This is a genomic window from Leifsonia sp. YAF41 (assembly GCF_052113185.1).
Lineage (GTDB): Bacteria > Actinomycetota > Actinomycetes > Actinomycetales > Microbacteriaceae > Cryobacterium.
The window spans coordinates 313,733-340,645 of record NZ_JBFRCS010000009.1; the positions used below are offsets into that span (position 1 = coordinate 313,733).

Consider the following 26,913-nt stretch of genomic DNA (forward strand, 5'->3'; position numbering starts at 1 on the left):
CTCAATCTTCATGAACGAAGAACTCATGGAACTGATCGTTGACGAATCGCTGCGGTTCAGTGGCAACGCCCTGGTGCGGTGGGCGCCCACCGCCAAAACGACGAGCGAAGCGCCGGCCGACCGGCCTTTGCTGAGCCGCCACCTTTACCTTGCGGAACCATTCCGCAAACCGACGTCCTATCCACGGCAGCGGAACTACTACGGGCTCTATTTCTTCTCCCAGACCGGTTCCCACGTGTGGCACGAGTCGCTGAACGAAGCGAACATGATGATGTACCTCGACCACGTTGAGTCAATTTCGGCGATTGCATCTCAGCCGATGGAGATGGTCTTCGCCGATGGCGGACGCCACATCCCTGATCTGATCGCTCTCCATAGTGATTACCGTCAGGTTGTGTACGACATCAAGCCCGCCTCGAAGATCTCTTCCAAAGCATTGGAACAGTTCGCAAAGACTCAGGCGGTCTGCGCTGCGGTCGGGTGGGACTACCAGGTTCTTGCTGGCTTGCCCGATCAAGTGCAGTCCAACCTGACCTGGCTCAGCTACTTCAAACACCCGCTTTTCAGCCCAGTCGAAGATGCCACTTCTGAGTTGCTCGTGACATTGACGCCGTCAACACGGTTCGACGATGCCGCTCTGACGCTGTCCCCGGGTTCCCTCGCCGATGGCCGATCTGCACTGTTTCATCTTTTGTGGCTTCGCGTCGTGCACGTCGATATGACAACACCGATTGACGGCAACACCCTGATTGAACGGAGCCCTCATGCCCACGCTTGACATCACCGCACCAATCCAGCTCGATGACGGCGAATACACCGTGGTCGAACAGAGCGCAGCACTAGTGAAACTTCGATCCAGTGCGACAGGGCAATACGTGACTATGCACTTGGCCGAACTCTCCCAGAGAGTCGTCGGCTTGGAACCGACGACAATCGCCAGCGCACGATTGATCGATTCACTCTCTGACACTCAGCAGCGGCGCACCTTGACTCTCTCTGATCACCTGAGAGAAATCACTACCGGCGAACATCCCGGTCTCCGCCGGCCTCGTCCGCAATTCGACCCGGCGAGTACAACTCAGGAGCAACGCGTCCAAGCCAAGCTCGCCGAACTCGAAGCCACCGATCTGAAGATGGCCCGCTCGACGCTCATGGCCAAACTGGCTGCCTTCAAGAAGAACGGCGAAACCGCGATCATCGACGGCCGCGCGCTGAACAGCAAATCATCAGCGACAGCGGACCGCGCCAAGGTGATCGAGGCTCTGTGTGACGTCATTGCGGCCCAGCGCGGAGAATCAACCGGCACCGCCGAACGACTCATCCACCTGACCGGAAAGGAGCTTCTCCTCCAACACGGCAGCGAAGCCCCGGCCCTGCCTTCGAATCGCACGATGTACCGGCTGATCGACCTGTACACCCACAACAAGCACACCACCGGAAGCGCGAAAAACCGCCGCTCCCTCGCAGACCGCCCCAACCGACCATTTTCTAAGCACGTCCAGGTGCTGCCCGGCGCTGAGGTGCAGCTGGACTCCACCCCACTGGATGTACTGGTCAAAGTTCCCAACGGAAAGCCGCAACGTCCGACGCTGACGATCATGATCGATGTCGCCACCCGCAGCATCCTCGCCTATTCGTTTCGACTCGTCGCCGCCAAAAGCGTTGACCATGTCGGCCTCATCGCCCAGGCGTTGACACCGATACAGAACCAGCCCGACCGCACCCGGTTCCGCGAAATGGTGCAGAAGCAGAACTCCAACTGCGCCCTTCTCGGAGCCGACGAACTCGCACGCCTCGCTCACCACCGCCCCTACGTCTATCCGCGCATCCTGGTAATCGACAACGGAAAGGACTTCAAGTCGACTCCAACGATTCGCGCAGCGGAAGCATTCAAGATGCGCGTCATTTTCTCTCCCCCGCGAACCCCGACGACTAAGTCGATCGTGGAACGCATGTTCAAGACCATCAGCACGATGTTCACGCAGAACCTGCCCGGGTACGTGGGCCGGTCGGTGGAATTCCGTGGCGAGGACATCGACAAGCGCGACGACCTCCTGGACATTTACGCCGTACAGGAACTCTTCCACGACTGGGTGCTAAACGTATGGCAGAACCGCCCGCACAGCTCGCTGCGAGACCCCATGCACCCCAACGTGTTCTACTCGCCCAACCAGATGGCCGCGGCGGCCGCATCTGCCGTCGGCTCCATCGACATCCCGCTCAGCCGGAACCAATACCTCGAGTTGCTCCCCTCCACGAGGAAGGCGCTCACTGCTACCGGTCTGCGACACGCAAACCACTTCTATGACTCACCGGAACTACACCAATTCCGCGGCCGCGAAAAGTCACTCGTTCTCCATTACGACCCCTACAACCCATCAGCGATCTGGGCGAAAGCCCCCGACGGCTCCTTCATCGAATGCACCATTCGCGACTGGAACGCCCGCAACAGCCCCTTCTTCGCCTCCTTCCAACCCGACGGCACCGAACCCACAGAAGGGGATGCCCGCCTCACACAGCGAGCAGAAGTTGCCCTCGTCGGTGCAACCCTCGCCGGCACACCGCTCCACCAGCTCCCCACGCCCACACAACCCGCCCTCGTACCGACCGACTTCGATGACGACGACACCGAAGAAGAACTCCCCGAATTCGACCCAGAAGGAAACCACTCATGAGCACGCTCCTGTTCCACAACGCCGACCGCCCGACGTCCCTCCACGACCGCGACGGCCTGACCGCGTTCCTCGGCCGGCGCATCCCCCGCCCCGACATGCTCAGCGAGACCGACTACGCAGCACAATCCGATACCGCACGCACCGAGTACGATCGCTCCCGCATCGTGTACGCCTCGGGCGGGATCGTCATCGCCACCCCACATGTGACCGACGCCACCCGGCTACTCACGCAAGCGTTCGCCGTCAACGTCGGCCGCAACTCCGGCCACGCCGGACTGATGCTCAACGGCGACTCAACCGTCGGGAAGACCGAGACCGCGAAAACCCTCATGCGCACCGTGTTCTCCCAATACACCCGGATGTTTCCGGACTACCAAGAACACGGCCGGCTTCCCATCGTGTACGTGTCCGTTCCCGCAGCCTCCACCGGGAAATTGCTCATGAAGACATTCGCGGATTTTCTCGGGCTCCCCGTGACCGGCCGCGAGTCCATGGGTGAGATCCGCAGCCGCGTCGTACAGGCTCTGGTCGCCGCCGGCACCCAACTCATTGTCGTCGACGAACTGCAGAACCTCGTCGGGCGCAGCGTGGGGCTTGGCGAGTCCGTAGACGTTCTGAAAAACCTGCACAACGAAGTTCCAGCCACCTTCGTCTACGCCGGCTTCGGGCTCACCAACGGCGACCTTCTCTCCGGGCCGAAAGGGCAGCAGCTCCGCGGCCGCTTCACGATCCTCGACATGGAACGACTCAACCTCGGCGACATCACCGACCGGAAAACCTGGACCGGTCTCATTGCCGCATTCGAGAAGAAACTGCCCCTCCGCCACCAGGAGACCGGAACCCTCCGTGAGCTTCGCGACTACCTCTACCTCCGCACCTCTGGGTCCATCGGAAGCCTCGCAAAACTCCTCACTGGCGCAACCATCGAGCTGATCAGCAACCCGAAGTACACGCAAGAGCGCCTCACCGAGGAAGTCATGGACACCGTAAAACTCGACCAGTTCGCTGAGGAGAACTACAAAATCAAGAGGGCCGCTCTCAGCAAGGGCAGCAAAGCCCTGCGCTACCCCATGTCAGGGCTGGTCAGCGCATGAGCGCCGTCATCAAGCGACTTCCTTTCGACGTTCGCCCCGTTCACCGAGAAACCGTCGAAAGCTACAGCAACCGTCTCCTCGCCAAAAACTTCTGCAATGGCACCCACCGCACCGACCTAACCCGCACCTTCGCTGCCGACCAGGACGCGAAAGCGCAACGGGAAGGGTGGATGCGTGCGCTCACGACGGTCACAAAACGCGGCACTTTGTACCTGAAACCGCACCCCACCGGATGGCTCACCGACGGGTTCCAAGACTGCCAGCACTTCCATGAGACTCTCCCTCGACGGTTCGCGTGTACGCACTGCACATTCGGCGACACCGTGGAACAGAACCCCCATTTCGATGACATCGTCTGCGCCCGACACCAGCGATGGATCGGCCTCTGGGGCCACGCCGACGACCAGCACCGCGTCAGCCCCGAAACCGTCAACGCCCAACGAGTATTCGAGAAGCTGCGCCRCAAAGTCCTCATCGACGTACGCCTGTACCTGCTCGTCACCAAAGCCCTAGCCGAGGCCCAACACCCCGATCTTTCCCTTGAGGAGGCAGAATCCCACGTTTTCGCCGCTGCGATCACAACCATCCAGGCCATCACCACCGGCGACTTCGCCCTGCGATTCTTCGACCCCTCGGCGAGCTTCGCCGATGCGTTCGCCCACCTAAGCGCAGTCGTGAATGCGAGCGTCGGAGGAGCGCACCCCTCAGTGGTGCGAACACTATGGATCTACTTGCGCCCCACCGTCCTGGCGCTGCAAAACGCCATCAACCTGGAAGCCCCGTTCAGCCCCGATTGGTGCCACGACTACCCCCTCCAAATACACACCGCAGCGACCCTAACCGCGTACCGTGGAGAGCTGGAACCGGCCGGGAACTACCCGGCTGTCACGGGCGACACTGCGGTGACAGGCGCGATCGCCACCGCGGACTCGATCACGCTCCACGCTGGCGTACACAACACTGCCCCACGTGAATTCACCTGTCCCAACGGGCATACCTTCGCATACCTCCCTCCGGTGAATCTGCCGGGTACCACGACACCCACAATGTACGCTCCGACCTGCGGGCTCTGCATGGTTCGACGCGTCCGTGCCGGCGACAACGACCTCTGGACCAAGTCGCCCGCAGCGGCAGCCCAATTCGACATTTACCGCAACGGCGGGCTGAGCGCCGCCGACGTCGCGGCCAGCTCCAGTGCGAGGCACTGGTGGGTGTGCGCGAGAGGGCACAGCCACCAGGTCAGTCCCTCAAAGAAGACGCTTCCGACCTACAACTGCCCCGTCTGCTCCAACCGGCTGGTCCACTATCAGGTCAACTGTCTACTCACCACCCACCCCGATATCGCGGCGATGTGGGCAAATGGTTGGGCCGAGGGCCACTCCCCCATCGTTGTCAGCGCCGGCGCCAAAATGCTCGTCAGGTGGCGATGCAAAGACGGACATATATTCTGGGCCCGCCCATGGGAACTTGTCTCTGGAAGACGGGGCTGCAACATCTGTGTCCGCGAACGAACCGTCCCCTACGAAAAGAGCCTCGCTGCCACCCACCCCGCCCATGCCGCCCGTCTACATCCGAGCATGAACGGCAACCTCACCGCCGAGCACATCACTCACGGAGAACGCCGGGAAATGTGGTGGGAGTGCGAGAAAGGACATGACTACTCAGCTCGAATCGACAAGGTCACCCTCGGCCTCAGATGCAGCATCTGCGTCAGTCGCAAACTCCGACCAGGCGAGAACGACCTCGGCACCGTGGAACCAATACTCTCTCTCGAGCTCCACCCGTACTTGAACATGAAGCGCGCCAACGAGATCTTCCCGAGCGACCACAAACTCTGGTGGAAATGTTTGGCAAATGGACACGTCCACGACCAGACCACGCAAAACCGGCGCCAGTCAAAAGGGTGCCCGAAATGCGATTCGTCAGAGCGTATCCTCACGGATCGCCGCTAAGCGCTGTGATACCGATATCGGCCGACTTGCAGTTCCGCCCCCGGGAAACTCGCGGCGGGATCCATACTGCGAGCACGGCACAGCAACTGCAATTTCCGCATTTCTCAGCGGCCAACTCGCCGTTGCCGCAAATGACGGGTCCGAGTACCAAGGGGCAGCGCTAAATATCTGAAATCTTCAATTTGAGCGCATCAAGCAGGACCAGAAGGAAAAGCACTTCGATAACCATGTTGTCGCACCGCTGAGGGTGTGGCGCTTTAGATTTAGAAGTTTTTAGACTCTTTAGATTTATCTGCGCTCTCGAACGGACCATCGCCCAGAAAGAGAACCTCGCCACGACCCACCCGGACGAAGCAGCGCGCTGGCACCCCACACTAAACGGGGACCTCACCCCGCACACGTCACCCACTGAGAACGCCGGGACGTGTGGTGGATCTGCCAGCGTGAGCGGGGAGACGCCCACGCTTACAGAGCCCGTATCGACAAGATCAATGCCGCGCAAGGCTGCAGCGTGTGCTCCAGTCGCGAACTCGCCCGTGGAGAAAATGACCTCGGCACGGTGGAGCCCATGCTTTCAATCGAGCTGCATCTCACTCGGAACCACAAAGACGCCGACGAGATTTTCCCGGGCGACACCAAACCTTGGTTGCAATGCCTGGTCAACAAACACGTGCACGCTCAGACCATCCAGAACCGTCGCCAATCAAAAGGTTTCCCGAAGTGCAGGCTCAAAGATCGGATCCTTGTCTACTAACCGCAGCCATTGACGTCCGCCACTCAGCTCCAGCAGGAGTCACACCGTGCGGACCATTGCGCCGGCCGCTAATTAACTTTGAAGCCTAAAGTTAATTAGTCGCGCTGGGATTGAAAGGTTCCGACCAGGCGACACGGCGGCCGGAGACCGATTTCCATGTCGTACACCCAGGGAACAGATAGATTCCGGAGCAATGACCGAAGCGCACCCTGCCATAGCAATTGCTCCTATCGCAAATGCGCACGTTGTAGTTCACGAGCCCCGTGAAGTCGCTTCACTTGGTCGAGCCGGCGCGCATTGTGCTTCCGTTCAACGTCAGCAGTCCGTGGTCACGGGAACGACCCGAGCGGCGCGCAGGAACAGAACTCATTCCCCTGCGCTTCGGTCGCAGATCGAGCAGATCGGACTCCTCAACCATCGTTGCTCCGACAATGACCGGAGCAACGATGCCCTGGCGGGCCGAAGCAAGAGCGCATTATTCACGCCGCAAGTTCGCCACGGGTGTTCTGTGCAGAGGTCAGCTTCCCCACACAGAGGAAGACGCTGCCAGTTCCATGTTGCTGACACCCCGTTCTCTTCTTTCGCGGGCAAGCTCGCCCGGCAACGAATAGCGAGGCGCGGCGGCGGTCGAACGGGTGGCGTGAGCGACGATTGAGTTAGTGAGCGACTTGGCCATGTCGAGCCGCGGGTACCGTGCGTGAATGTGCCGCTGCTGTGACATGACGATGTCGGCCTTGTGGCCAAAGTCGATCCCAACCCCCTCCGTTGTCAAGTAGGCGAGGAGCCCTCGACGCTCGGCGATGCCCGGCGAACTGTGCAAGGCGATCGCTTCCCACACCCGGTCAACGTCCACCGCCGCCACACCATGCTCGGTCAAGATCTCGGCTGCCAGATCTGCACCTTCCACCTCGAACCGCTGCTCACCGGGTGCTTTGGTGCCAATACCCAGGTCGTGCATGACGCAGGCAGCAAAGAGAAGATCCCGGTCATACGCCGCATCGTCCAACGCCCCCTCGTGCCTCGCCAGGAGTTCCGCAAACAGGAAGCTCCGAATGCTGTGATTGGCTACCGACGTACTCTCTGAAGTCTGTGCTGCAATGACCGCCGCACGGGCAAGGGCGGTGGCTGGCAGGTCGATTGAAAATGTCATGGCCCCACGCTAAGGATTGGAGCTCGGTATTGGAATGGCAGAAGTGACAGCTCGGGACGAGATACTGCCAATCCATTAAGGCGTTTGCTCACCAGTTGAAGTGCCAGCACGCGCAAATGACCGCTGATACTGAACTCAAGGACATCACTGGGGTGCGCCGACGGGTCGGCTGCGGTAGGAATCAACCCCATGAAGACAGCGGTGACGATGGGAACGAAGGTGCCTTCCCCCCAGGCAATGCTGGGAGATCGCCATTCCAGAGATCACGGATGGTGCCTGCCCGGCCGAGCATCTGCTCAGACTCCGCGGTCGCTGAGTCGCCGTTCACGGTCGCCGGATTAACGATTGTCCACGGAACCGCCAGCCTTGAGGCGGTCGTCTGAACCACCGCGTCCGACTCGCCCTGGGAAGCCCCGTAGGCGCCTAGCCGCGAGTACTCGAATCGCCCCGTCTAACGGACCAGGGGACGTAGGCGGTTATCGAAGACCCCTGGTTTCCAAGGAAACCAGGGGTCAAGGTCGGGAGCTCAACTCGGGCGCGCGGTCGCATAAAGGCGACATGCGGTCTTCTTGCCAGCAAGAGCCCGGGTCATGGAGCCACGCCGCGGATATGCGCCCAGCGGCAGGCCCGACCGGATCGGTCATTTCATCAGGGGCGGATATACGCGCCAGACTCGATCGGCAGACCCGCTCCTACCCAATCCTGAATACCCTCGCTGTACTTGCGAATATTGGTGTACCCAGCTGCCGTGAGCATGATTGCGACGTTCTGGCTGTTCGGGCAGGAAGCATTCGAACAGTAGGTGATGATCGCGGCGTCTTTGTCCGGAAGCAAGCTCGAAGCCTGCTCCACGACATCCGCTCCCACGAGTGGCAGCGCTCCTGGAAGGTGCTGCTGCTCGTAGTACATGCCTCCCAGCGCGTCGATCACGGTGACAGTTCGGGAGTCGATGGCTGCCTTGAGGTCGTCGCGGGTGATGAGTTTGGTCATGATGCCCTTTCGTGGTTTATGTGCGTGCGCACACAACAATAGCTATGCGTGCGTGCGCACGCAACTCCGCTACATTTAGGGGATGCCGTCTCGCAAGAAGCTCGCCGCCGATGCCTGGGGCGCACTGCTCCAAGTGCACGCCGCCCTAGTCCCCGCGCTGGACAAGGAAGTCCAAAGGCAAACTGGCCTGCCCCTGTCGTGGTACGACGTGCTGCTCGAGCTAGCAGCGGAACCTGCCGGCCGACTGCGGATGACCGACCTCGCGGAACGGGTCGTCCTTAGCCGATCCAGGGTCAGCCGTCTCGTCGATGAGCTGGCGAGCCGAGGCATGATCACTAAGGAGGAGCATCCAGGCGACCGGCGCTCAGCGTACGCAGTAATCACGAAAGCGGGACTCGCCGAATTCCGTTCAACCGCCCCGGTCTATGTACGCGCGATCGAATGCCAGTTCGCGTCCAACCTCACCGACGAGGATTTAGCGCTATTGGGGCGAGTCCTCAACAAGATCCGGAAGCCCGCAGGGTGACCTCACTGTAAATAATGACCGGGAGCTTGGCGTTCACGGAATCATGACCAACGGGGGTCAAGTCCTGAATGCGTTTCCGCGCGAGGATCGCGTGCATGAAGGCGCCCATTCCTTGAAGAGCTCACGGCGACACGCCCATCGCTTCTAGGCCCGGTCTCAGGGGCGTACCGACTATCGGGCGGGCGGGCGGTGTCGTGGTACCTGTTCAAGCAGATCGGCGGTGGTAACGACCGTGCCAAATTCCCCGTGCAGGTTTACCCCGGTCATCCGAGAAAGGGTAGCCGCCGCGACGTTCTCACCGTCCTGAGCGTGGCGGTCAAAGGTATGTGTGGCGTCGAGGGGGAAATACACCCGGTAGCCGAGGTTGCCCCCGACTCGCGCCGTGGTCTCGCAGCAGTGGTTGGTCGTGATTCCACAGACCACCAGTTCCTCGATGGCGTTCTCCTGCAGCCAGGCGTGCAGGTCAGGAGTGCCGTGGAAGCTGGAATTAACACTTTTGGTCACCAGGAGATCCGGGGTGCCCGTAATGATGTCCTTGAACGCGTTTCCAGGGTTGTCCGGGTGGAGAGGCGAAGAGGGCGCGGTTGAGTCATGGCGGACGAAGATGACGGGTCGGCCGGTTTCCCGCCAGTGCGTCAGCAGCGCCTCAATGTTCGCCTCGCACGACGGATTATCTCGCGGACCCCAGTAGGCGGTCTCATCGAAGGCTTGTTGGACGTCGACAATCACAAGAGCAGCGCGCGGATCAAGGGCTCCAGGCGAGGATCGGTGGTCAGTCATGATGCTCCGTTCAGAGAGGTGCTTCGTTCAATGAGGATGGTGTCGCGCTATTGGCTGTGTTCTCGGTGCATCAGGTCATCAGCTGGGGATCCTGTACTGCGCGCTCGCTGTCGCTGCCCAGGCGATCGCTGCAGACACCGGCTTGAGCGTCGTGCTATCACCTCTGCTTCTCAGGCGGACTCAGGTGGTGGCATGAATCGAACCTTTTCGCGTCATTGGGCGGCAAGAACTAGATAAACCGTCGCGAGGGCGAGCGTGGTTGGGGTCATGATGAGGCGTTCAAGTTTGCTGCGGGAGATTCCGTTCATGACGACGCCGAGCACGAAGTATGCCGCCATCACCCACATGGTAATTGCTGTGAAGGATTCGTTGACCATTGGCGGGACAACGCTTGCCTTGGCCAGGGCCGCATAGGCGAAGAGGGCATATATGCCTATGGACATGCCGCTCCCAACCCTTAGCTTGGCAGGGAGGACGCGATGCTGACCGCCCCAAGCCATCCTCCCCAGAGGGGCTCCGGCAATGAGCGCACCTTGGAAAATGGTTAGGCCGGCCAAAACTGCACAGGCAAGTAGCGCAAGAAACTGATCCAACGGCATTACATGTCCATCCTCTTATCCGGCACACAGCGAGCACTCCCCCCGCTGGGGGGGGGGTCGGGACGCGTGAGTGCTGCCCAAAGCACAACTCATCAGCCGAAGTTGCTGGATGAGCGTGCCACAAGGGCATCTTTTCTGTGTCAGGTCTTGCGCTTCTCGGCATTCGCGGCTGCGATACGTTCCCGAGTTGCTGGGTTTTTCGGCGACGCACCCTGTCGCGGCTACGGAGTGGATGCGCGCAAGCGGAGGATCATGGCAACCACCATCCGCGGGATCATTGTCACATAGTTGGGTTTGGCGGCAGGAGGTCACGGGAGCGGGGCCCAGATCATCCGCTCAAAGTCATTCTCAGTCATAACCTGCGGAGGACAAGGCCCGCGCCTAGCCTCACGATGACTGGTCGCTTCCCCCTCTGCGGCGCAGCCCCCACACGCGCCGAGCGCCAGCACGGCCAGTCGAAACAAGACGAAACCGGTCAGGAATGCGGTGCCGACAAGGAGGGTGCCCCAGGCAAAGGGAGAGAATGACCTCGTCACGGGCAGCCCGGGACAAGTGACTCTCTCCGCTGCGATCGTGTGGCTGAGGTCGATCACCCGTCGTGTGTGGCGGTTAGAGGCTAGGGCATCAGTTTTCGTCGCATTCTTTGGCATCAGTTGTTGCCTTTTCAGGGCTTGCGAGTAGTGGGCGGCAGTCGTTAGCAAGCCCGGGGCCTTTCCACAGATCTCGCCTGGGCGACGGGAAGAGGCGCCGTGATGAACTCGAGCACTGCGTCCAGGGTGACGTCCGCCGATAGGATGCGCCGATGCCCGAGCCCCTCGGTGGCGATCAGGTGCGAACGCTCACCGTGGGCGGCGTGCAGTTGCTCCGACTGCTCGATGTCGACAACCGGGTCCACGCGGTCGTGCAGCAGCAGCAGAGCGACCGCGGCCGGAAGTGGGTTCAGGACCCCGGAGAAGCGTGCAAGTTCCTCGGGATCGTTCGCGAACACGCAGCGCACGAACGCCGCGCCCAACTCATCCGTCGCGGCCGGCCCCAGACCAAGTACCTGTCCGAAGTAGCTGAGCAGGTACCCGGGTTCGGCAACCCCCGAAATTCCAACTACTCGGTGCGCGTCAAGGCCATTGGCCACGGCGGATATTGCGCCTAGTACGCCGAACGAGTGGGCGACGACGGCTTCGAAGGGTCCGTGCTGGCGCTGTAGCTGGACCATTGCGTCGACGTACTCGCGCACGTCGGTGTAGCGCCCATCAGAGCTTCCGTTGGCGGGGGCATCGAAGGAGACGACGGTGTAGCCTTCGGCGTGCAGCTCACGGATGAGGCGGGCGAACTGGACGGCGCGGCCGCGCCAACCGTGCACCAGCAGCACTGTGCGGGCGCCGGTGCCCCACTGGTAGGTGACGACGTCCTTGTTGTTCACGGTGATGGTGCCGACGCGAGCGCTGTCGTGGGTTGCGCGTTCGTCGGGGCGCACGGGTATACGGCTGCCCACACGCCGGAAGAGCTTAAGAGCGAGTCGGCCAGCCAGGCGCGGCGAGAGAGTCTCAGCGGCGGAGAAGGCCACTCGGATGACATTGGGCATGCAGGACTCCTCATTAATGAACAATACGAACGGCCGTACTTTTAAACAATACGGATGATCGTACTACTAAACTGGTTTCATGCAACAACTTGACGGTCGAAGGGCCCGCGGCGACGAGTCACGCCGCGCTGTTCTCGCCCGTGCCGTCGACATTGCGTCAGTCAACGGACTTGAGGGACTCACTATCGGGCGCCTGGCAGCAGAGGTCTCCGCGAGTAAGAGCGGCGTGGCCGCACTCTTCGGCACCAAAGAGCAGCTCCAGCTCGCCGCGGTCGAGACTGCACGCGGCATATTCACCGCCTCCGTCATCGACCCGGCACGGATACAACCCCGTGGCCTTCGCCGAGTGTGCGCCCTCCTTCGAAGCTGGATCGATTACTCCGCCGGCCGTGTTTTCGAGGGCGGATGCTTTTTCTTCGCCGTCTCTGCAGAATTCGACTCGCGGCCCGGCGTTGTGCACGACGCAATCCTGCGTGCCGTGGACGAGAGAGACGCGTTCCTCGTCTCCAGCATCGGCCACGCGGTCGACCAGGGCGAGCTTGTCGGCATCACCGACACCCCACAGCTCGCGTTCGAACTCACCGCGCTGATTGAAGCGTCCAACTCATATTCGCTCCTACGCAGATCGGCCGAACCGTACGAATTCGCTCGCCGCGGCATCGTGTCCCGGTTGCAGGCTTACGGTGCCGACACCACAGTTCTCGCTAAGACCGGCTTCATGGACCCGCTGCCCGGGTAACCCCGACCCGGGTAGCACATATGCCCTATTCACCGAGGAATGCGGTCCCCAGCTCACTTCGGAAATAGAGCACAACGCGGCCATGGCGCGTCGAGGTAACGAGGCGTCCGGCGCGGAGTGCCCGCAGGTGCTGATTGACTGCGGACGTGGTAACGCCCATGCGTAGGCCAAGTTCTGTGGACGAGGCCGGCTCACCGAGAACTGCCAGCAGGGCAGCTCGAGTTCGGCCGAGTAGCTGAATGGCCCCTGCATCAGTCGCAGACGTGCTTGTCTCCCACATCGCGCCCTGGCCGCGTGCCGCGTACATAATCATCGGCGGTTCGTTGGGATCACTCGGCGCGCTGGCGCCGCTAGTGAAAATGGTGGGCACGAACGTCATACCGCGCCCTGCCACTGCCTTCGAGGCGGTTAGTTGGCACCTCACCTGAACAGAGACGACGGCGTTAGCGATGGACACCCGGGTGTCGATAGTGTTTATCATCGCCGACAATCCGAACTGGGCGATCTGCCGACCACGATAAGCGATGTCAGCCTCGAGAAGAGTGCGCATCCGAAGCCAATGTGGCTGAAAGCAGCTTTCCCAGTAGCGCTCAAGAACATCGACGGTTCGGTCGAGCGCCATTCCTGGATCGCCCCTGAGCGCGGTCGGTATCTCTCCATGCAATGCCTCGATCTGCCGCATGAATAGCGAAGGATCAGTAGCTCGGAACTGATCCAGTTCGTCGGCGATACGCGTCAGCGGAGATCCCGGTCGCGGATTGAGCAGGTCCGGCGTGCTCAAGCGCGTGTCAATCAGCGCGAACAGCAGCTCAGTGTCCAGGCGTGAGCGCGCCTTTTCGGTGAGTCTCAACCATGGAAGCTGGAGCGGAAACCGGGCCGGATCCTTGAGCGAACGCAGCGAGAGCCCCATCTCGCACAGGGGTGAGATACCGAACCGCACTTCGCCAACGTCTTCCTCGGTCAGCGTGTAGGTCAGCATGAAGCAATAACCTACATGAGTTCTTTTGCGCACTCACCTCTGGCAGAACTGACCTGTGCCTATTACAGCTCCCGCAACCGACAGCATCGAAGTGCAACCCGACGGCCCATCAAGCCAACAGATGCTTCGGATTCTCGCCACTCAGATTTTCTTGAACTCTCTTGGACGCGGTGTCTTCGTTGCGCTCACCGTCCTGTACTTCACGTTGATTGTCGGACTGAGCGTCACGGAGATCGCTGTCATTCTTACTATCTCAAGCGCATTGGGCGTCGTGACGTCGTGGCTCGGCGGCAGCCTTGCCGACAAAGTGAGCGCCAAACGACTCCTTCTCACTCTCTTGGCGGTGGAAGGGCTTGCCCTGCTGTCCTATGCTTTTGCCTCGTCGTTCATAGTCGCACTCGTTATAGCCTGCGTGGTGAACGGGGCCAGCAGTAGCAGCAAGGCCGTAAGAGCGACCATCGTCGGCCGGGCCTTCGAAGGCGAAGTCCGGATCAGGACACGAGCGATTCTACTGACTGTAGGAAACGTCGGAATTGCACTTGGCGGGGCGGCGGCGAGCATCCCGCTGTTGATGAACACCCCAGACGCGTACCGCATGACAATCGGTATCGCAGGTTTCGCGACCTTGATCAGCGCCGCCCGTATCGCCGCCCTGCCACCCCGCGTCGACGCTATTGTGCTTTCCAAGGTCGACCGGGCGGCCTCAGCTCACTTGGTTGGCCGGTCACCGTGGCGGGACCCACGCTATCTGGGGCTGGCAGTGCTCTCCGCTCTGTTCGGAATACAGTTCGGTCTCGCCGAAATCGGTATCCCGTTATGGGTATTGCACCACACCGAGGCCCCGGTGGTCGTCGTCTCCATAGCTCTGATCGTCAACACGGTGTTGGTCGTCGCCTTGCAGATTCCGCTCTCGCGCGGTAGCCATGACATACGACGCGCAGGAAAAGCGGTCTCCTTGGCCGGCATATTCATGGCCATTGCGTGCACCGTCTATGCGGCGTCTGCAGGAATGTCGCCCGTGCTGGCTATTGCGCTGATCCTCGCCGGAACTATTGCCCACACATTCGGCGAAATCCTCTCCTCGGCAGGAATCTGGGGCCTTAGCTATGAGCTCGCCGACCCGCGCAGGGCCGGCGCATACCAGGGACTATTCGCGATGGCGTTCTCAATCGGCACCATGGTGACCCCCTCTGTTATAGCCGCAACCGTCGTAGACAATGGAACAGCAGGTTGGGTCGTACTCGGCACCATCTTCCTTGCGTCATCGGCTGGTATTCGCGCGATCGCCCATCGTGCCCCGTCGGGCGCTTGATCGTGCTACATCGTCACCGCTGATTGCGTCTGAAGGGCAGCCGCAGAAAAAGAGGTGAATACGAATTCACGCCTCTTGAGAGGCGACCCGGGCGTGGCATGGATAGGATCCGCCCATGCGTCTTGACAGGTCGGGCTACGAAACTGATTTTCTCGACACCTTCGAGGGTGACGAACTTGACCGATCACGTTGGGTTCCGTCGCACCTTCAGTGGGTTAGGCGCGCGTTGTCAGCGGCGCGGTATGAGCAGCGGGACGGCAAACTCCGCCTTCAAATCGGATCAGCTTCCTTGGTCGCCGGAGCACAATGGCCGCTTGCGTGTGTCAAACCTGCAAACCGGGGTGTTCGCCGGATTGGTCGGCAGTGAGGTTGGCCAGCACCGCGGCACGGCGGGGCTGCGCGTCCTCGAGGCTCAGGAGGAGCAGCTCTTGTACACACCGCTGTACGGAATCGTCGAAGCGCAGGTTGCGGCGATCGCCGATCCGAACTGCATGGTGGCGCTGTGGATGCTTCGAAGCGCGACCCGACCGTTCGGCGAAGATCTGCATCTTTGAGATCTTCGGCAAGGAAATCGCCGCAGGCCATTGTGGGCATGGGGTTGCATCCGTTCGGTGACAAGCGAATCCGGGACACTTCGTCAAGATTCCAGTGACAATGGATGCCCTCGTGGTCCTCACTTATAGCGTCGAGTGGCTGCCAGCCGAAGTCAGGTTCTTCAGTGACGATGAGCTGGTCGCCTCCATGGAACTGTCTCCGGACTATTCGATGCAGCTCAGGCTGAACGTGTAAGAATTTGAGGCGACGGCCGCAGAAAACTACTCAAAAGTGTTTGAAGTCGAAGGAGTGCGGGACTGGCGACCATTCTCCGATACGACCGGTTCGTGACCACGCAGTGAGCACGCCGCATTCGCGGCCCTCCACTGAGGACCAGCGATAGGCGACGTTTGCAAACGGTGGGCTGTGCTTGAGGGCGACCGAGACACCTGGCGCTCAGGATCGCAACGCTCCGGTGTGGACTGATCAGGCTCACGGAAGCGCCTGGACGCTCCGCTCCGCTGCCGCGGCCCCCCAGCCAGGATCCGACTCAACCTACGTTGGCGTGCCCAGAGGCCAAAAGCGGGGGCAATAGGACGGCGGCCTGCTGGGCTCAGCCAGTCAAACTACCGCCGCCATCCCCGTGGATTCGGGCCGGGTGTGGCCTACCCCGAGCGCCTCAAGCTCTGCCGTACGGCGGTGCCGTTCGGCGGGGAGCGGAAGCTGGACGCCTCGGCAGCCGTCTGGCGCATCGAGAGTTCGGCAACCTGCTCATCGGCAAGCTGGATTGACCGCAGTGCATGTGGGAGCGTCAGCGCGGCTTGGGCGATGATCGCCGCGTCCCGGGCGTCGGTCTTGGCCCGATGAACACGTCAACGGTGCCGTAGTTCTCGATCGTGAATACTCCCGTCGCTCAACCATTTTGTTGGCCAAAACTGCGGCATCAAGTCCCGGCATCCACGTTACAAATGACCTTGGACGAGTCCGATCGGGCCCCTATTAGCGATCACCAGACACCAATCAGGCCCGGTGACAACACCCCCGGATCATGAACGACTGGAGGCAATTGTCATGCCGGGCCCAACAGGCCAACATCCTTAGACAGTCACACTGTCCAAGGACACGAACAAGGTAACGGGGCCGTCATAGAGTTGTTCCATTCAGAGTGCTGCAGCTGTCAGTGAGTGGGGCTCAGGCCCCAAGGTCTCGCGGCACGCCTGGGGTGAGCCACTTGAGGCGATCAGTCAGACCGGCTCCCGCAAATGAAGCCGCGATCTCATCTTCCGTTTCCGTGAAGTGTTCCCACGAGGAGAAATGGATCGGCACCACCATGTCGGCCGCGAGAGAGGCAGTGAACTTGGCTGCGTTCGCGCTGTCCATACTGATCATCTGGTCCCCGAGTATGGCAAACTTCGCCGCGCCGAGATGCAGCACTGCTACTCCGACCGAGAACATTTCGCCGATTTGGTCAAGGTCGCTTTCATAGGTGGTGTCTCCGGAAATGTAAAGGACCTTCTCTTCACCGGGGATCCGGAGGATGAATCCAATCACGTCCCCACCGGGACCGTGATGCGCAGGCGTCGCTGTGATGATCACGGACTTCTCCCCCACAGCGAACGTGTGGCTGCTCCAAGGGGCAATGCCAACCGCTTGGCCGCCCAGCCGCCCTGCGCCGCTTTCTGTGGTCATGACGGGCTTCCCCTCCAGCAACTTCCTGCCGGCCTCATCTAGATTGTCCGGGTGTTCGTCGTGACTGAGCAGCACAGCGTCAATGGGCGGAAGTTCGCTCGCGGATATGGCCGGCTCGATGGTGCTCCGCAGGACTACCGGCCCCGACACATACTCAGTCGGGGCGGGGTCAAACACGGGATCGGTGAGGAACGTCAGTCCCCCGAATTGAACGAGCATTGTTGCGGTGCCGATATGCGTCAGGGTTGTCTGCATGGGTCTTCCTCAAAATCTAGATTCTCAACGCTCGAACCGTTTGATCGGCACGGCATTCATGGTTAGGGGCCAAAGGGCTACATCGCTGACGAGAGGGCCAGCACACGAGCCATAAATAACTATACGCACGATCGTACAGTATGTTGCGAGCTTTTTCTTCCCCTGTCGATATTCGGAGAGCCATCGAGACAGAAGGCTGCATCTCGATTGCAGACTTATATGGCGGCGAAGCGGCACCAGCTCAGATCAGCCCGAGCCTTCGGTCTCCTCTTCACTCCGCATGGGCAGCTTCAGCAGACCAGCTACATCAACTCCACGATTACCGATGACCCCGACCTTGACCTGCTCGTTGCATATCTTCGGCTTCAACCTGTCGGCGAGAACTTCCGGAACGTGCCGCCGTCAGCACGGCGCCGCACGAAGAACCTGTGCGGACGGACTTGCTTGTTTCGGCCGCGGAAGTTAGAGAACAACGACGTGAGTAGCTCCAATTTGAATGTGCTGGTTGATTGGCGGCCGCGCGAACGCCCGAACCCGAGCTAACCCATCTCGGCACGAAGCACCGGTGCCTGGCGCATCGGTAGTAACGGCGTCGCCATCTACGATGGGAGGCATGAGCGGGGACAGATCAGGGCATCGAGTGACACTTCCGTCTGTCTTCATCGGTACCTCATCCGAAGGCTTGGACATCGGCCGGCATCTTCAACAAGCCCTCGAGGGGACTCGCGCCTGCACTGTTACGAGATGGGATCAAGGTGTATTTGAAGCGTCGAATTACACGATGGAATCCCTGACGAAAGCCGCCAAGCAAGCGGATTTCGCCGTCCTCATCGCAACAGCCGATGACACTGTCGAGTCACGTGGCGATTTGAGGGCGGTCGCCCGTGACAATGTGATCTTCGAGCTCGGCTTGTTCATTGGTGCGCTCGGAAGAGAGCGCACGTACATTGTCGCCGATCGCACTCGCGATCTGCAGCTTCCCTCGGACCTTCAGGGATTGACATGGTTGCCGTATGAACCACGTGAGGACGGTAACCAGAGCGCCGCTGTGAATAACGCAGTTTTGGGCATCACCGCGCGCATTCGTTCGCTCGGACCGCGCACGTCATTCCAAAGCGGATCACCTTCTCGGGAATCTCAAGACCAACGACACGCGCTTGACATCGAGATAGAACGAGTCTGCTCCGCAGCTCGAGCACAGGGTTGGCGTGTCAAAACAAACTCAGACACTGCACTGCGGCTACAAAACCGCACGGGTCTACGCTTCACCTTCCCCATCGGCGAATCGGCAGCATCCCGCGTAGCGTTCCGAAGTTTCGCTGCCCAACTCCGCGCGAACGGATTGCGGATCAGCCAAAGCGTGCGACGACCAGTAGGAGACGCTCCTCTACCGCGATAGGTGAGGTTCTCCCGTGGCCCCATTGCGGCGCCACGGGAGAACGGCGCTCCAACCCAGTCGCTACTGAGAACCCGTTGAGGACGCCGCGCCTTGGCCGTCAGTCGTGACCCGTCTGCGCCCGAATGTGTAGCCTTTGCATCACGCGCGGGCTTGCGGAGGCGCCTGGCCGCCGCCACTCGTGTCGCATTTGAAGTCACCACTCACGACTCCAGAATGATATCGGACCCGACGATCACCCTCGTCCCACCAAACCCTCGCACCGTGAAGCCGCAGCGTGCACCGCGTCAGCTACTGGGAGCTCCTTCCCGAAGACCGATCGCCAGCCCGTGTCCGGACAGCCAAGTGCTGCAGCGTCGCGACCGGAGACCCACTTTGAACGTCCGACTCGACCAGCCCCGTCTCCCATCGGCCCCGTTCCCTTGCACTTCAACCGAGGCCCCGGGTTCACATCAGTTGGTACCGTCAAAGGGAGTGGTCTCTGCCGCTTCGAAGGAGGCCTCATGAACGATCCCGATAAGAAGAAGAACGGTACCGGCAAGAAGAAGAAGGTGCGCGCGCTAATGGCCGAGATGGGAACGAACTACACGACGGCGCTTCGCGTGTATGAAGCGGCCGTCGCCAATCTGCACGCCGATGTGGATGCGGCCGCCGCGGTGAACCTATCTGGCAACGCTGGCCAGGGCCGCCGCCCGGAGTCGGCGCCTCCGTCAGCAGCCGCCAATGCGCTGAATCTCCAGTTCTCCGGCACCCCCGACGCCGAGGCGGATCGACGGGAGTGAGCCAGGGTGATCCGGCGGCGCACCGCTGGCGCCCCTAGCGTTGTAGTACGTCAGACCCGCGTGGAATCCCCGTCAAGGCCCAGACCCAGGCCGGTCCGGAAGTCCGCGAACGTTCCCCGGTCGACGTCATCCATTGACGTGGCCAGCCCGAGCATTGAGCACCACCGGTCGACGGCGTGCTCGACCTCGTCGGGCACCAGTCCAGGGATGAGTCGAGCGAGTTCCTCCGCTCGGCGCTTCCGGCGCTCGTCATCGATGAGGTCACTGGGCGTCTTGTAGTCGAAGCTCATGCGCACAGACTAGCCAAGGACCGGTCAGTGTGTGATTGATTGGTGGCGCCCGGGGCCGTAAACGCCGGTCAGGTGTCTGTTGAACACCAAAACCCATCACCCGAGACCCGAGACCCGAGACCCGAGACCCGAGACCCGAGACCCGAGACCCGAGACCCGAGAAATCATCCGCCTCGCGGATGAAGTTCGTTCCCGTTCACTTGATGGTATGAGATCAACCAACTCGTGACAGGTCGTGGTCAGGAGTACGCGGTCGATGGACTCTGGCTAGCCCATGTGGCGCGACCTCACAAGTTTTGCTGATCCTTCCCAGCAACCACGGCGTGGCGTTTGTGAAAGAGGAGTCTGCACCGTGGGACTCTTCCTCTAACTGACAGCGAGAGGAGGTGAATCAAATGACGACACAGAATCCAAGACATGTTGTGCCAAACCCTGGTGGTGGATGGGATGTGAAGGCGCCCGGAGCAACCCGAGCATCCTCACACCACGACACTCAGGCGGACGCGATCAACCGTGGACGCGAGATTGTCGGCAACGCCGGTGGTGGAGAACTCAACATCCATGGCCGCGACGGCTCAATCCGAGCGAAGGACACGATCCCGAAAGGGAACGACCCGCGGAACAGCAAGGGCTAGCTGACTCGTGGAGGCCGGTCATTCTCGGAGAAGAGAGTTGGCCGGCTTTCTACCAACTCCGATCAGGCGAACAGCGGGTTTGAATTTGTTCCTCAATTTCAATAAGCACGCATCAACAAAGTTACCCTCGGCCGCGGATGCGCGGCCTGCTGCAGCCTCGCCCTCATCCCCGGCAGGAATGACCTCGGTACCTGCGAGCCAATCCTCGAGCTCCACCCCTATCCGAACATGATGAAGGCCAACGAGATCTTCCCCAGCAACCACCTCCTTCACTGGCGGTGTCTGTTAATTGACCACTGCCAGGAAATGGGATGAACTCGTCGTGCAGCAGCGGAAGACCAGCCGTGCGGAACAGAACCTTTTTGGAAAGAGTGTTTTCAAGCCGGTGAGGCCACGGGCGACTATTCTTCACGGGTGACGGTTGTAATTCTTGACACCAACTCTTTGCCTCATGGGCACTACAGCGAGCGTGCTCTAGTGCGGCTGATCGAAATCGCCGGTCGAGGCGCATCGATCGTGGTTCCCGAGGTCGTGCTCTGGGAATGGGCCGAGCACGCGCGCGCGTCGCAGATGGAGTTTGCTGAGACAGTTCGGCAGCATCGAGTGGACGCGCAGCTTGTTACAAAGCCGAAAATTCCCGAGATCCCGTCCATCGATGGTGTCATCGCCAGTATCCGGAATCTTCTGAATGGGCGAGCAACGATCTGGTCCCCCGCACAAGACGTATGGCGTGAAGCTGTTCGTCAGCAGGTGCTTCAGATCGGTTCCGGGGAGACGAAGAAGGACGTGAAAACCGGAGCAGCCGATGCTGTCGTGTTTGCGTGCGTTGCATCGGAACTTGAGACGGCAGAAGGCGCGGTGATCCTTCTTACGAGCGATCAAAAACTGGGCGACAACTGCAAGAAGGTGTTTGACGAGGTGCTCGTAGCGAGCGGCAGCGGCAATCTGCTCACGCAGCTGAACAAGTTCGAGCCTGCAGAAGAGGATCTTTCTCTTCGAACAGAAGAAACTCTCACCGAATACCTAAACGAGAACATCGCCGACTTCGGCGACGCCCTTCCGTTCGAAGACTTCGGCTTCGAATTCCACTCAGGCTCGGAACGCTACAGCAGTGCTACGCCGATTCGAGTAACAGCGATGCAATTGGCACACATTGACATCGTGGAAACCCATGGCTTCCAAATCACGCGAACCGCAGATAGACGTTATGGAATCGCTAACCTGAGGCTATTCGGCGACATCTCTATCCTGTTCAGCGAGCAGTACGAGACCTCTCCAGGCATACACGAATGGTCATCCGAGCGAGTGCCGCTCTCGATGGCCCACATCGACGTCACCGTCACAACACGTTGGAATCACAACTGGCAGCTGGAAGGCGTTGAACCGACGGGGGTCGCCGTAATCGTGACTCCTTCACTTGAGGATGACGATTTCGATGATGAAGTGTCCCTTTTCCGCGCCGCCGAATCGGTACGAGTTGATTGAAAGTGACTCGCCACATATGCGCGTTGCAACCCATCGGTTGCAAGACGCTGACCGCCCGTTCTGGGCCAGCGCCGGTGAGGAATCGTCGTTCGCCCACGCCGCCGGCTACCTGGCAGGTACCTACGCACCGGTTGCAGGCGACAGATTAGGGGTGGGGCAACCCAACGTCTCAGACCCGGATTGAGAATCACATCGGATGATGACCATCTTTGTCATCATGCTCGTCTGCGGGATGCTTCTTGAGGAAGGCAGCGACGAGGCACTCGCCAGGTCCGTAGCCGATGCTTCCTTCGGCGCGCTGGTCTGAGCCATCTCCGTAACCGACGCCGATCGACGGACCCGACCGAGCACGGTCTCACGCTCCGAGGTCGCCGATCCGTCCCATCCAGGTCTATGCGCCGGCGAGCGGGGGAAACCCGAACTTGGCGTAGAGCCCACGGGCATCCTTTGTCGAGAGGGCGATGCGTCGCCGCTTGAAAGGGTCAAAGAACTTGGTGATACCGGCGACGAAGAGTGCGCCGATGCCGATGCCGCAAACCCTCGTTGTCGACATAGACGTCGCAAAGCGAGGTGAAGGTGACCAAGAGGAGATGCCGGGACCAGCACTCTGCACTGAATGTCGGAGCGCTGCGAGATACTGAGACAAACATTGTTGACGAAACGTCGCTGACAACTGGAACCTGATCGCGGAAACGGTATCCCTATGTCTTTCAGTACCGCCGAGCAGGAAGCCCTGCTCTCCTCCTGGATCAAGCCGTCAAGCACGGACGAGAAAACACAGCAAGATCGCGCCGAACGAATGGTAGCCGATGCGCTATCCGCACACCCAGGTCTCGCATCCGCTGGCTATCGGGTCTACGCCAAAGGCAGCTACGCGAACAACACCAACGTCCGACGCGATAGCGACGTCGACATCGCCGTCGAATTCACCGATTGCCAGTACTACGATCCGGCCAGCAACGTCACGCTGGCAGAACCGAAACCAGCCCCGTACGAGGGAGATTGGACACCGGCACGGTGGAGGCAGGAGGTCGTTGCAGCGCTGAAAGAGAAGTTCGGCAGTAGCTCGGTCGACATGTCGGGAAGCGTCGCGATCAACGTGCCTACGGTCATCGGCAGCAGGCCGAGCATCGACATCGTCCCCAGCTTCAAGTACGTGCTCTACGACAATTCCACTAGGACGTCCACGCGGGTCGGCAGCTGTGTCTTCCCGAAATCGGGGGTGAAGATCGTCAACTGGCCCCAGCAGCAGTACGACAACGGTGTGACTAAGAACACGGCCACCGGAGGACGATACAAGTACTACGCCAGAGCGCTCAAGAACGCGGAGAACAAGCTTGCAGCCGACGGCGTGATCACCGCACTGCCGTCCTATTTCATGGAATGCCTTATCTACAACGTAGACGACGAGTCTCTGACGTCTGGAGACCTGAACAAAGGTTTCAAAGCCAGCCTGCTTGCCCTCTACCAACGCCTGCAGAACGAGAGCGCCGACCGCATGCTCGAGCCGAATAGGAACAAGTACCTGTTCAACGGTACTCAGAAGTGGACGCTGGACGACGGGTTGAAACTCGTCGCGGAAACGTGGACGTATATGGGATACGGGAAGTAACAGGCATGGTCCGTCCAACCGCTCTCGTGCGGTTTGTCGTACTCGCCTGCACCGGCGTGTATACCGGCCTGCTTTTCCTCTCAGGGGCAGAACTCAGCACCTTTGCCAGTCGGCTCCTCGCGTCCTTGCCTTTCATCAGCGGAGCAACCGTTCTGCTCTGGGACGCCTGGTTGTGGAAGATCTTCGGACTGCAGCAGCTCACCCACCGGCCGTCAATTCGAGGTCTATGGCGCGTCACGCTGACACCTACCGCTGAGAGCCAAATTCCGCCCGGCGGCAATCGTGGGCCCATCGATGCGTACTTCGTCATCCGCCAGACATTCTGGAGCTTGAGCGTGCGCTCCCTCACGAAAGAAAGCACGAGCGACAGCCAGGCGTTCTTTTGGAACCTTCGCAAGAACACCGATGTGTCAACGCTCACCTATATTTTCGAGAATACGCCCAAGATGTCGCAGTCGAATCGAAGCCCCCGCAGTCTGGGTACGTGCCTGCTAGACCCGACGTCGCTGTCTCCGACGGAGATGGTGGGGTCGTACTTCACGGACAGGTACACCAAAGGCGACATTACCGCCGAGCTCGTCGACCGTTCACGCAGCCACGCGTCATTTGACGCTGCTGACAGGCATTGGGCCCGCAACGTTGGCGAACCGACCGCATAGGTGACGACACTCAACCTCAAGGAACGATCCGCCGTCGGCATGGATCCTGACGAAAGAACTGAGCCTGCCTGCGCTCCTCTCAGCGACGTGATCCGTTGCACGTCAAAGGCTCCCCTTACGGGCAATGACGCGGCCTGGTAGACCAGCCTTGTAGCAATCAGCCGGAACGCCCAAATTGGCGTTGCCTCACTGGAGAGCAGCCCAAAGACGTCAGCGCCGAGGCTCTGGAATTTACCGTCATCTGCCCGGGCTAGCGGCGGATTTCTGCAACGTTGGCAGCGATCGCTCGAAGTGTGTGCAGGAGATTTTTGCTCTGTGTCTCGGGTGATGCGCCCTGAGCAGTAGAGCCGGTGCTTGGCAACGGTATGAGCTTCGGATATTCCGTTAGGTCGTACTGGATCGAGTCTGCGTAGTTACGCACCGGTCGGTCATCACCCGGAGCCCAGTCATAGACGAATGCGATACCGGCGGCGACCGGTGTGCCCATGTGTCCCCGCGGTGATGAGTTCTCGTCAGCGGGAATCTGCCAGAACACCCGGCGACGCGCTCCCGGCGCGAGATCGAAGCTTGTCGCGAACAGTCGCCCCAGCGCTTCACCGATCACGTCACCGTCTGACTGCGCTCGGAAGGTGTCGCCCACCAGGCTCACTCGGATGTTGCGTGCGGTTGTGCGCCCGTGGTTCTCGATGATGATGTCAATTGAGCCTGCACCCGCGATCCCAGGCACTATGTCAATCCCGATGTAGGGACGAGTCTGGGCTTCGCTGTTCTGTGCCTCTTGAATCGCTGTCTCTCGCATCTGCCGCGAGGTGAGCCGCAACTGCACCACGGTGAACACGATCGCTGCGAGGGCGACGATGACACCGACGAGGGTCGCGATCGCCTCGATCCATGACGGAACTAGGTCGGCAGGAGTTTCAGTCGCAATCATCCACATGGACCCAAGCTATCGTCGCGCCCCGACATCGCTGTTCTCGTGGGTTAGCTTCGCACTCGTGAGAAGGCGCATCGTATTCGCAGATGCGATCCCGGCAGATCTGGACGCGCAGCGGACCCTTCAGATGGCAACTGACTACGCCGACCTTACGAGGAGGCGAAAGCAAGCGACCGCGAGCAGGCTCGCGAATGTATCTCCGCGTTGAAGCAGCTCCTGGCCCGATGACGGGGCTTCAGCGCACTACCTGCATTCCGCTCTCGCTGGAGAACGTAGCCGGCATCGCGCGGCCTACTTCTTCGGCGATGACACCCCGGACGGACCAGCCGGCGGCTTGCCGGTGGACGGTGCGGCGGTCCCTGACCCGCTGCCCGTCACTGACCGGGGTCGCGCGCCTTCGCTGGAACGCTGCGGCCGAGCACCCTTACCAACAGGTTCGGGGCCTTGCTTGTCATTGGGGGCCATGTGCATCCGTTCACTCGTCGGCGTCGTGCAGCCATTCAACTAGATACTCATCGGTGACGGCCACCCACACGCCCGCGCTGCTCGGAACCGGTGACAAAAATTCTCCCTGCTTACCCATCGCGTACTGCCCCTCGATGAAGATATCCCGCGGTTCGGGATAGGTACTGAAGTACGAGTTGTTGCCGAAACGACCGCCAACCCACACTTCGTCGCTCATCCTGATTCGCACCCAGTTTGCGTCAGTGGTAGTCGCGGCCAGGTCCCATGCAGTCGGGGTGGCCTCGTACCGGGAATCCGTCAGACGTGCTCGGAGCTTTCTGGCTGCCTGATGGAGCGGCCGCAGTAGCTTGCCGTCGCCGTAGACGGCCCAGGACACGATCGAGGGGGTTACGATTCCAGTCGCGATGAAGAGCCATGCCACTGCCGAAACCTCGTTAGGCGTGATGGGCGCACCCGATTGCAGCCGCTGCACAGCCAACGGACCGAGGATTGCAACGTAGATCGCGTCGAAGATGACACTGACCACGAACGCGAGCAGTATGCGACCGCCCACGGTGCGGTCGACGTCTCGGAATCCACGGAACTGGGCTCGAACCAGGATGAATACAACACCCGGAACGATCAAGGCAAGGTACGAGATGATCCCAAAGCCGTCCGTAGGTACCGTCATCAGCTGCCGCTTCTAGTAGAGGTCACCCAGACAGGCTACTGACCGTTCAGCCAACTCCCCGACGTTGACGCTTGACTCCGAGCGAGTCTTTCACATCCATTTCTCTACTAAGTGATCGGCCTCGATGCCGCGGATGGTGCTCCAAGCGCCAGCGCAGCCCGTCAAGCACGATGCCACTCGCGGCTGCTCCGGGTCCGGCAGTGACGGTCGGGACGGCCCACCGCGCAATGCGATCGAAGGATCCYATCAGCGTGGGAGCCCGCCGTGATCGCGCTGCGGGCCGTAGCTTTTCTTCTTGTTCTTGATCTTGTTCCACTGGCCATCGTGGAGCTCACACCTCGCGTGGTGCTTGGCCTTATCGCTGTCTTCGAGCATGCG

Annotated in this window: 27 protein-coding genes and 1 pseudogene; 15 read left to right on the forward strand and 13 right to left on the reverse strand. The window is 60.5% G+C overall.

Features of this window, described 5'->3' with window-relative positions:
• Nucleotides 1-10: 10 nt before the first annotated feature.
• The 5 genes from AB4Y63_RS12050 (at nt 11) to AB4Y63_RS12070 (ending at nt 6,475) form a co-directional block, all read left to right on the forward strand.
• Nucleotides 11-778, forward strand: coding sequence for a TnsA-like heteromeric transposase endonuclease subunit (locus AB4Y63_RS12050; protein ID WP_441791284.1), 768 nt, complete (start codon nt 11-13; stop codon nt 776-778).
• Complete coding sequence (locus AB4Y63_RS12055) at nt 765-2,675, forward strand: Mu transposase C-terminal domain-containing protein (RefSeq protein ID WP_441791285.1); 1,911 nt, start codon at nt 765-767, stop codon at nt 2,673-2,675. Before AB4Y63_RS12050 ends, AB4Y63_RS12055 begins: the two co-directional genes overlap by 14 nt.
• Entirely contained in the window at nt 2,672-3,769 is a 1,098-nt protein-coding gene (locus AB4Y63_RS12060; protein WP_441791286.1) for an ATP-binding protein, read from the forward strand. Before AB4Y63_RS12055 ends, AB4Y63_RS12060 begins: the two co-directional genes overlap by 4 nt.
• The gene (locus AB4Y63_RS12065; protein WP_441791287.1) at nt 3,766-5,721 is read left to right on the forward strand and encodes a zinc-ribbon domain-containing protein; all 1,956 of its coding nucleotides are present in this window, start codon (nt 3,766-3,768) and stop codon (nt 5,719-5,721) included. The genes AB4Y63_RS12060 and AB4Y63_RS12065 overlap by 4 nt, the downstream gene beginning before the upstream one ends.
• A gap of 424 nt (nt 5,722-6,145) precedes the next feature.
• Nucleotides 6,146-6,475, forward strand: coding sequence for a hypothetical protein (locus AB4Y63_RS12070; RefSeq protein ID WP_441791288.1), 330 nt, complete (start codon nt 6,146-6,148; stop codon nt 6,473-6,475).
• 517 nt (nt 6,476-6,992) lie between these two features.
• Here the strand turns inward: AB4Y63_RS12070 and AB4Y63_RS12075 are convergent.
• Both AB4Y63_RS12075 and AB4Y63_RS12080 read right to left on the reverse strand, forming a co-directional pair.
• On the reverse strand, nt 6,993-7,625 hold the full coding sequence (locus AB4Y63_RS12075) for an HD domain-containing protein (RefSeq protein WP_441791289.1): 633 nt from the start codon (nt 7,623-7,625) through the stop codon (nt 6,993-6,995).
• 648 nt (nt 7,626-8,273) lie between these two features.
• Complete coding sequence (locus tag AB4Y63_RS12080; RefSeq protein WP_441791290.1) at nt 8,274-8,615, reverse strand: rhodanese-like domain-containing protein; 342 nt, start codon at nt 8,613-8,615, stop codon at nt 8,274-8,276.
• Between the two features lie 82 nt (nt 8,616-8,697).
• On the opposite strand from AB4Y63_RS12080, the gene AB4Y63_RS12085 reads away from it, so the two are divergent.
• Nucleotides 8,698-9,141, forward strand: coding sequence for a MarR family winged helix-turn-helix transcriptional regulator (locus tag AB4Y63_RS12085; RefSeq protein WP_441791291.1), 444 nt, complete (start codon nt 8,698-8,700; stop codon nt 9,139-9,141).
• 171 nt (nt 9,142-9,312) lie between these two features.
• Here the strand turns inward: AB4Y63_RS12085 and AB4Y63_RS12090 are convergent, their stop codons facing one another.
• The 3 genes from AB4Y63_RS12090 to AB4Y63_RS12100 form a co-directional block, all read right to left on the reverse strand.
• The gene (locus AB4Y63_RS12090) at nt 9,313-9,921 is read right to left on the reverse strand and encodes a cysteine hydrolase family protein (protein ID WP_441791292.1); all 609 of its coding nucleotides are present in this window, start codon (nt 9,919-9,921) and stop codon (nt 9,313-9,315) included.
• Between the two features lie 212 nt (nt 9,922-10,133).
• Nucleotides 10,134-10,364, reverse strand: a complete 231-nt coding sequence (locus AB4Y63_RS12095) for a hypothetical protein (RefSeq protein ID WP_441791293.1) — start codon at nt 10,362-10,364, stop codon at nt 10,134-10,136.
• Between the two features lie 850 nt (nt 10,365-11,214).
• On the reverse strand, nt 11,215-12,099 hold the full coding sequence (locus AB4Y63_RS12100) for an alpha/beta fold hydrolase (RefSeq protein WP_441791294.1): 885 nt from the start codon (nt 12,097-12,099) through the stop codon (nt 11,215-11,217).
• A gap of 79 nt (nt 12,100-12,178) precedes the next feature.
• Between AB4Y63_RS12100 and AB4Y63_RS12105 the strand changes: the two genes are divergently transcribed.
• Nucleotides 12,179-12,838, forward strand: a complete 660-nt coding sequence (locus tag AB4Y63_RS12105) for a TetR/AcrR family transcriptional regulator (protein WP_441791295.1) — start codon at nt 12,179-12,181, stop codon at nt 12,836-12,838.
• Between the two features lie 25 nt (nt 12,839-12,863).
• Here AB4Y63_RS12105 and AB4Y63_RS12110 read toward each other — a convergent pair whose 3' ends face one another.
• Entirely contained in the window at nt 12,864-13,817 is a 954-nt protein-coding gene (locus tag AB4Y63_RS12110) for a DUF5937 family protein (RefSeq protein WP_441791296.1), read from the reverse strand.
• Nucleotides 13,818-13,872: 55 nt separating this feature from the next.
• On the opposite strand from AB4Y63_RS12110, the gene AB4Y63_RS12115 reads away from it, so the two are divergent.
• Together AB4Y63_RS12115 and AB4Y63_RS12120 are read left to right on the forward strand one after the other, a co-directional pair.
• Nucleotides 13,873-15,129 (forward strand): MFS transporter, encoded by a 1,257-nt coding sequence (locus tag AB4Y63_RS12115; RefSeq protein ID WP_441791297.1) that lies wholly within the window; start codon nt 13,873-13,875, stop codon nt 15,127-15,129.
• A 314-nt stretch (nt 15,130-15,443) separates the two neighbouring features.
• Nucleotides 15,444-15,683 carry a hypothetical protein gene (locus tag AB4Y63_RS12120; protein WP_441791298.1) on the forward strand — a complete coding sequence of 80 codons (240 nt, stop codon included), beginning with the start codon at nt 15,444-15,446 and terminating at the stop codon, nt 15,681-15,683.
• 729 nt (nt 15,684-16,412) lie between these two features.
• On the opposite strand, the pseudogene AB4Y63_RS12125 reads toward AB4Y63_RS12120, so the two are convergent.
• Together AB4Y63_RS12125 and AB4Y63_RS12130 are read right to left on the reverse strand one after the other, a co-directional pair.
• Nucleotides 16,413-16,523, reverse strand: a pseudogene (locus tag AB4Y63_RS12125) (IS110 family transposase); the annotation flags it as partial.
• A gap of 331 nt (nt 16,524-16,854) precedes the next feature.
• Complete coding sequence (locus AB4Y63_RS12130) at nt 16,855-17,607, reverse strand: MBL fold metallo-hydrolase (protein ID WP_441791299.1); 753 nt, start codon at nt 17,605-17,607, stop codon at nt 16,855-16,857.
• A 613-nt stretch (nt 17,608-18,220) separates the two neighbouring features.
• Here AB4Y63_RS12130 and AB4Y63_RS12135 point away from each other — a divergent pair.
• Both AB4Y63_RS12135 and AB4Y63_RS12140 read left to right on the forward strand, forming a co-directional pair.
• Complete coding sequence (locus AB4Y63_RS12135; RefSeq protein WP_441791300.1) at nt 18,221-19,006, forward strand: nucleotide-binding protein; 786 nt, start codon at nt 18,221-18,223, stop codon at nt 19,004-19,006.
• A 500-nt stretch (nt 19,007-19,506) separates the two neighbouring features.
• Nucleotides 19,507-19,785 carry a hypothetical protein gene (locus tag AB4Y63_RS12140; RefSeq protein ID WP_441791301.1) on the forward strand — a complete coding sequence of 93 codons (279 nt, stop codon included), beginning with the start codon at nt 19,507-19,509 and terminating at the stop codon, nt 19,783-19,785.
• Between the two features lie 50 nt (nt 19,786-19,835).
• On the opposite strand, the gene AB4Y63_RS12145 is transcribed toward AB4Y63_RS12140, so the two are convergent.
• Nucleotides 19,836-20,075 carry a hypothetical protein gene (locus tag AB4Y63_RS12145; protein ID WP_441791302.1) on the reverse strand — a complete coding sequence of 80 codons (240 nt, stop codon included), beginning with the start codon at nt 20,073-20,075 and terminating at the stop codon, nt 19,836-19,838.
• Nucleotides 20,076-20,470: 395 nt separating this feature from the next.
• Here AB4Y63_RS12145 and AB4Y63_RS12150 point away from each other — a divergent pair, with 395 nt between their 5' ends.
• Nucleotides 20,471-20,710, forward strand: a complete 240-nt coding sequence (locus tag AB4Y63_RS12150) for a DUF2188 domain-containing protein (protein WP_441791303.1) — start codon at nt 20,471-20,473, stop codon at nt 20,708-20,710.
• 414 nt (nt 20,711-21,124) lie between these two features.
• Complete coding sequence (locus AB4Y63_RS12155; RefSeq protein WP_441791304.1) at nt 21,125-22,195, forward strand: hypothetical protein; 1,071 nt, start codon at nt 21,125-21,127, stop codon at nt 22,193-22,195.
• A 391-nt stretch (nt 22,196-22,586) separates the two neighbouring features.
• Here AB4Y63_RS12155 and AB4Y63_RS12160 read toward each other — a convergent pair whose 3' ends face one another.
• A complete protein-coding gene (locus AB4Y63_RS12160) occupies nt 22,587-22,748 on the reverse strand; it encodes a hypothetical protein (RefSeq protein WP_441791305.1) in 162 nt (53 codons plus the stop codon).
• A 150-nt stretch (nt 22,749-22,898) separates the two neighbouring features.
• On the opposite strand from AB4Y63_RS12160, the gene AB4Y63_RS12165 reads away from it, so the two are divergent.
• Together AB4Y63_RS12165 and AB4Y63_RS12170 are read left to right on the forward strand one after the other, a co-directional pair.
• Nucleotides 22,899-23,807 carry a nucleotidyltransferase domain-containing protein gene (locus AB4Y63_RS12165; protein ID WP_441791306.1) on the forward strand — a complete coding sequence of 303 codons (909 nt, stop codon included), beginning with the start codon at nt 22,899-22,901 and terminating at the stop codon, nt 23,805-23,807.
• A gap of 5 nt (nt 23,808-23,812) precedes the next feature.
• Nucleotides 23,813-24,466 (forward strand): hypothetical protein, encoded by a 654-nt coding sequence (locus tag AB4Y63_RS12170; RefSeq protein WP_441791307.1) that lies wholly within the window; start codon nt 23,813-23,815, stop codon nt 24,464-24,466.
• Between the two features lie 250 nt (nt 24,467-24,716).
• Here the strand turns inward: AB4Y63_RS12170 and AB4Y63_RS12175 are convergent, their stop codons facing one another.
• From AB4Y63_RS12175 to AB4Y63_RS12185, 3 genes are all read right to left on the reverse strand, one after another.
• The gene (locus AB4Y63_RS12175; RefSeq protein ID WP_441791308.1) at nt 24,717-25,403 is read right to left on the reverse strand and encodes a hypothetical protein; all 687 of its coding nucleotides are present in this window, start codon (nt 25,401-25,403) and stop codon (nt 24,717-24,719) included.
• 472 nt (nt 25,404-25,875) lie between these two features.
• On the reverse strand, nt 25,876-26,535 hold the full coding sequence (locus AB4Y63_RS12180; RefSeq protein WP_441791309.1) for a DUF6338 family protein: 660 nt from the start codon (nt 26,533-26,535) through the stop codon (nt 25,876-25,878).
• 246 nt (nt 26,536-26,781) lie between these two features.
• Complete coding sequence (locus tag AB4Y63_RS12185; protein ID WP_441791310.1) at nt 26,782-26,910, reverse strand: hypothetical protein; 129 nt, start codon at nt 26,908-26,910, stop codon at nt 26,782-26,784.
• Nucleotides 26,911-26,913: the final 3 nt, after the last annotated feature.

Bases quoted from the DNA above. Each gene is read 5' to 3' on its own strand.
- AB4Y63_RS12050 (WP_441791284.1), top strand. From the start codon at position 11: ATGAACGAAGAACTCATGGAACTGATCGTTGACGAATCGCTGCGGTTC.
- AB4Y63_RS12055 (WP_441791285.1), top strand. From the start codon at position 765: ATGCCCACGCTTGACATCACCGCACCAATCCAGCTCGATGACGGCGAA.
- AB4Y63_RS12060 (WP_441791286.1), top strand. From the start codon at position 2,672: ATGAGCACGCTCCTGTTCCACAACGCCGACCGCCCGACGTCCCTCCAC.
- AB4Y63_RS12075 (WP_441791289.1), bottom strand. From the start codon at position 7,625: ATGACATTTTCAATCGACCTGCCAGCCACCGCCCTTGCCCGTGCGGCG.
- AB4Y63_RS12080 (WP_441791290.1), bottom strand. From the start codon at position 8,615: ATGACCAAACTCATCACCCGCGACGACCTCAAGGCAGCCATCGACTCC.
- AB4Y63_RS12085 (WP_441791291.1), top strand. From the start codon at position 8,698: ATGCCGTCTCGCAAGAAGCTCGCCGCCGATGCCTGGGGCGCACTGCTC.
- AB4Y63_RS12090 (WP_441791292.1), bottom strand. From the start codon at position 9,921: ATGACTGACCACCGATCCTCGCCTGGAGCCCTTGATCCGCGCGCTGCT.
- AB4Y63_RS12095 (WP_441791293.1), bottom strand. From the start codon at position 10,364: ATGTCCATAGGCATATATGCCCTCTTCGCCTATGCGGCCCTGGCCAAG.
- AB4Y63_RS12100 (WP_441791294.1), bottom strand. From the start codon at position 12,099: ATGCCCAATGTCATCCGAGTGGCCTTCTCCGCCGCTGAGACTCTCTCG.
- AB4Y63_RS12105 (WP_441791295.1), top strand. From the start codon at position 12,179: ATGCAACAACTTGACGGTCGAAGGGCCCGCGGCGACGAGTCACGCCGC.
- AB4Y63_RS12110 (WP_441791296.1), bottom strand. From the start codon at position 13,817: ATGCTGACCTACACGCTGACCGAGGAAGACGTTGGCGAAGTGCGGTTC.
- AB4Y63_RS12130 (WP_441791299.1), bottom strand. From the start codon at position 17,607: ATGCAGACAACCCTGACGCATATCGGCACCGCAACAATGCTCGTTCAA.
- AB4Y63_RS12135 (WP_441791300.1), top strand. From the start codon at position 18,221: ATGAGCGGGGACAGATCAGGGCATCGAGTGACACTTCCGTCTGTCTTC.
- AB4Y63_RS12140 (WP_441791301.1), top strand. From the start codon at position 19,507: ATGAACGATCCCGATAAGAAGAAGAACGGTACCGGCAAGAAGAAGAAG.
- AB4Y63_RS12145 (WP_441791302.1), bottom strand. From the start codon at position 20,075: ATGAGCTTCGACTACAAGACGCCCAGTGACCTCATCGATGACGAGCGC.
- AB4Y63_RS12150 (WP_441791303.1), top strand. From the start codon at position 20,471: ATGACGACACAGAATCCAAGACATGTTGTGCCAAACCCTGGTGGTGGA.
- AB4Y63_RS12160 (WP_441791305.1), bottom strand. From the start codon at position 22,748: ATGTCGACAACGAGGGTTTGCGGCATCGGCATCGGCGCACTCTTCGTC.
- AB4Y63_RS12165 (WP_441791306.1), top strand. From the start codon at position 22,899: ATGTCTTTCAGTACCGCCGAGCAGGAAGCCCTGCTCTCCTCCTGGATC.
- AB4Y63_RS12170 (WP_441791307.1), top strand. From the start codon at position 23,813: ATGGTCCGTCCAACCGCTCTCGTGCGGTTTGTCGTACTCGCCTGCACC.
- AB4Y63_RS12175 (WP_441791308.1), bottom strand. From the start codon at position 25,403: ATGTGGATGATTGCGACTGAAACTCCTGCCGACCTAGTTCCGTCATGG.
- AB4Y63_RS12180 (WP_441791309.1), bottom strand. From the start codon at position 26,535: ATGACGGTACCTACGGACGGCTTTGGGATCATCTCGTACCTTGCCTTG.
- AB4Y63_RS12185 (WP_441791310.1), bottom strand. From the start codon at position 26,910: ATGCTCGAAGACAGCGATAAGGCCAAGCACCACGCGAGGTGTGAGCTC.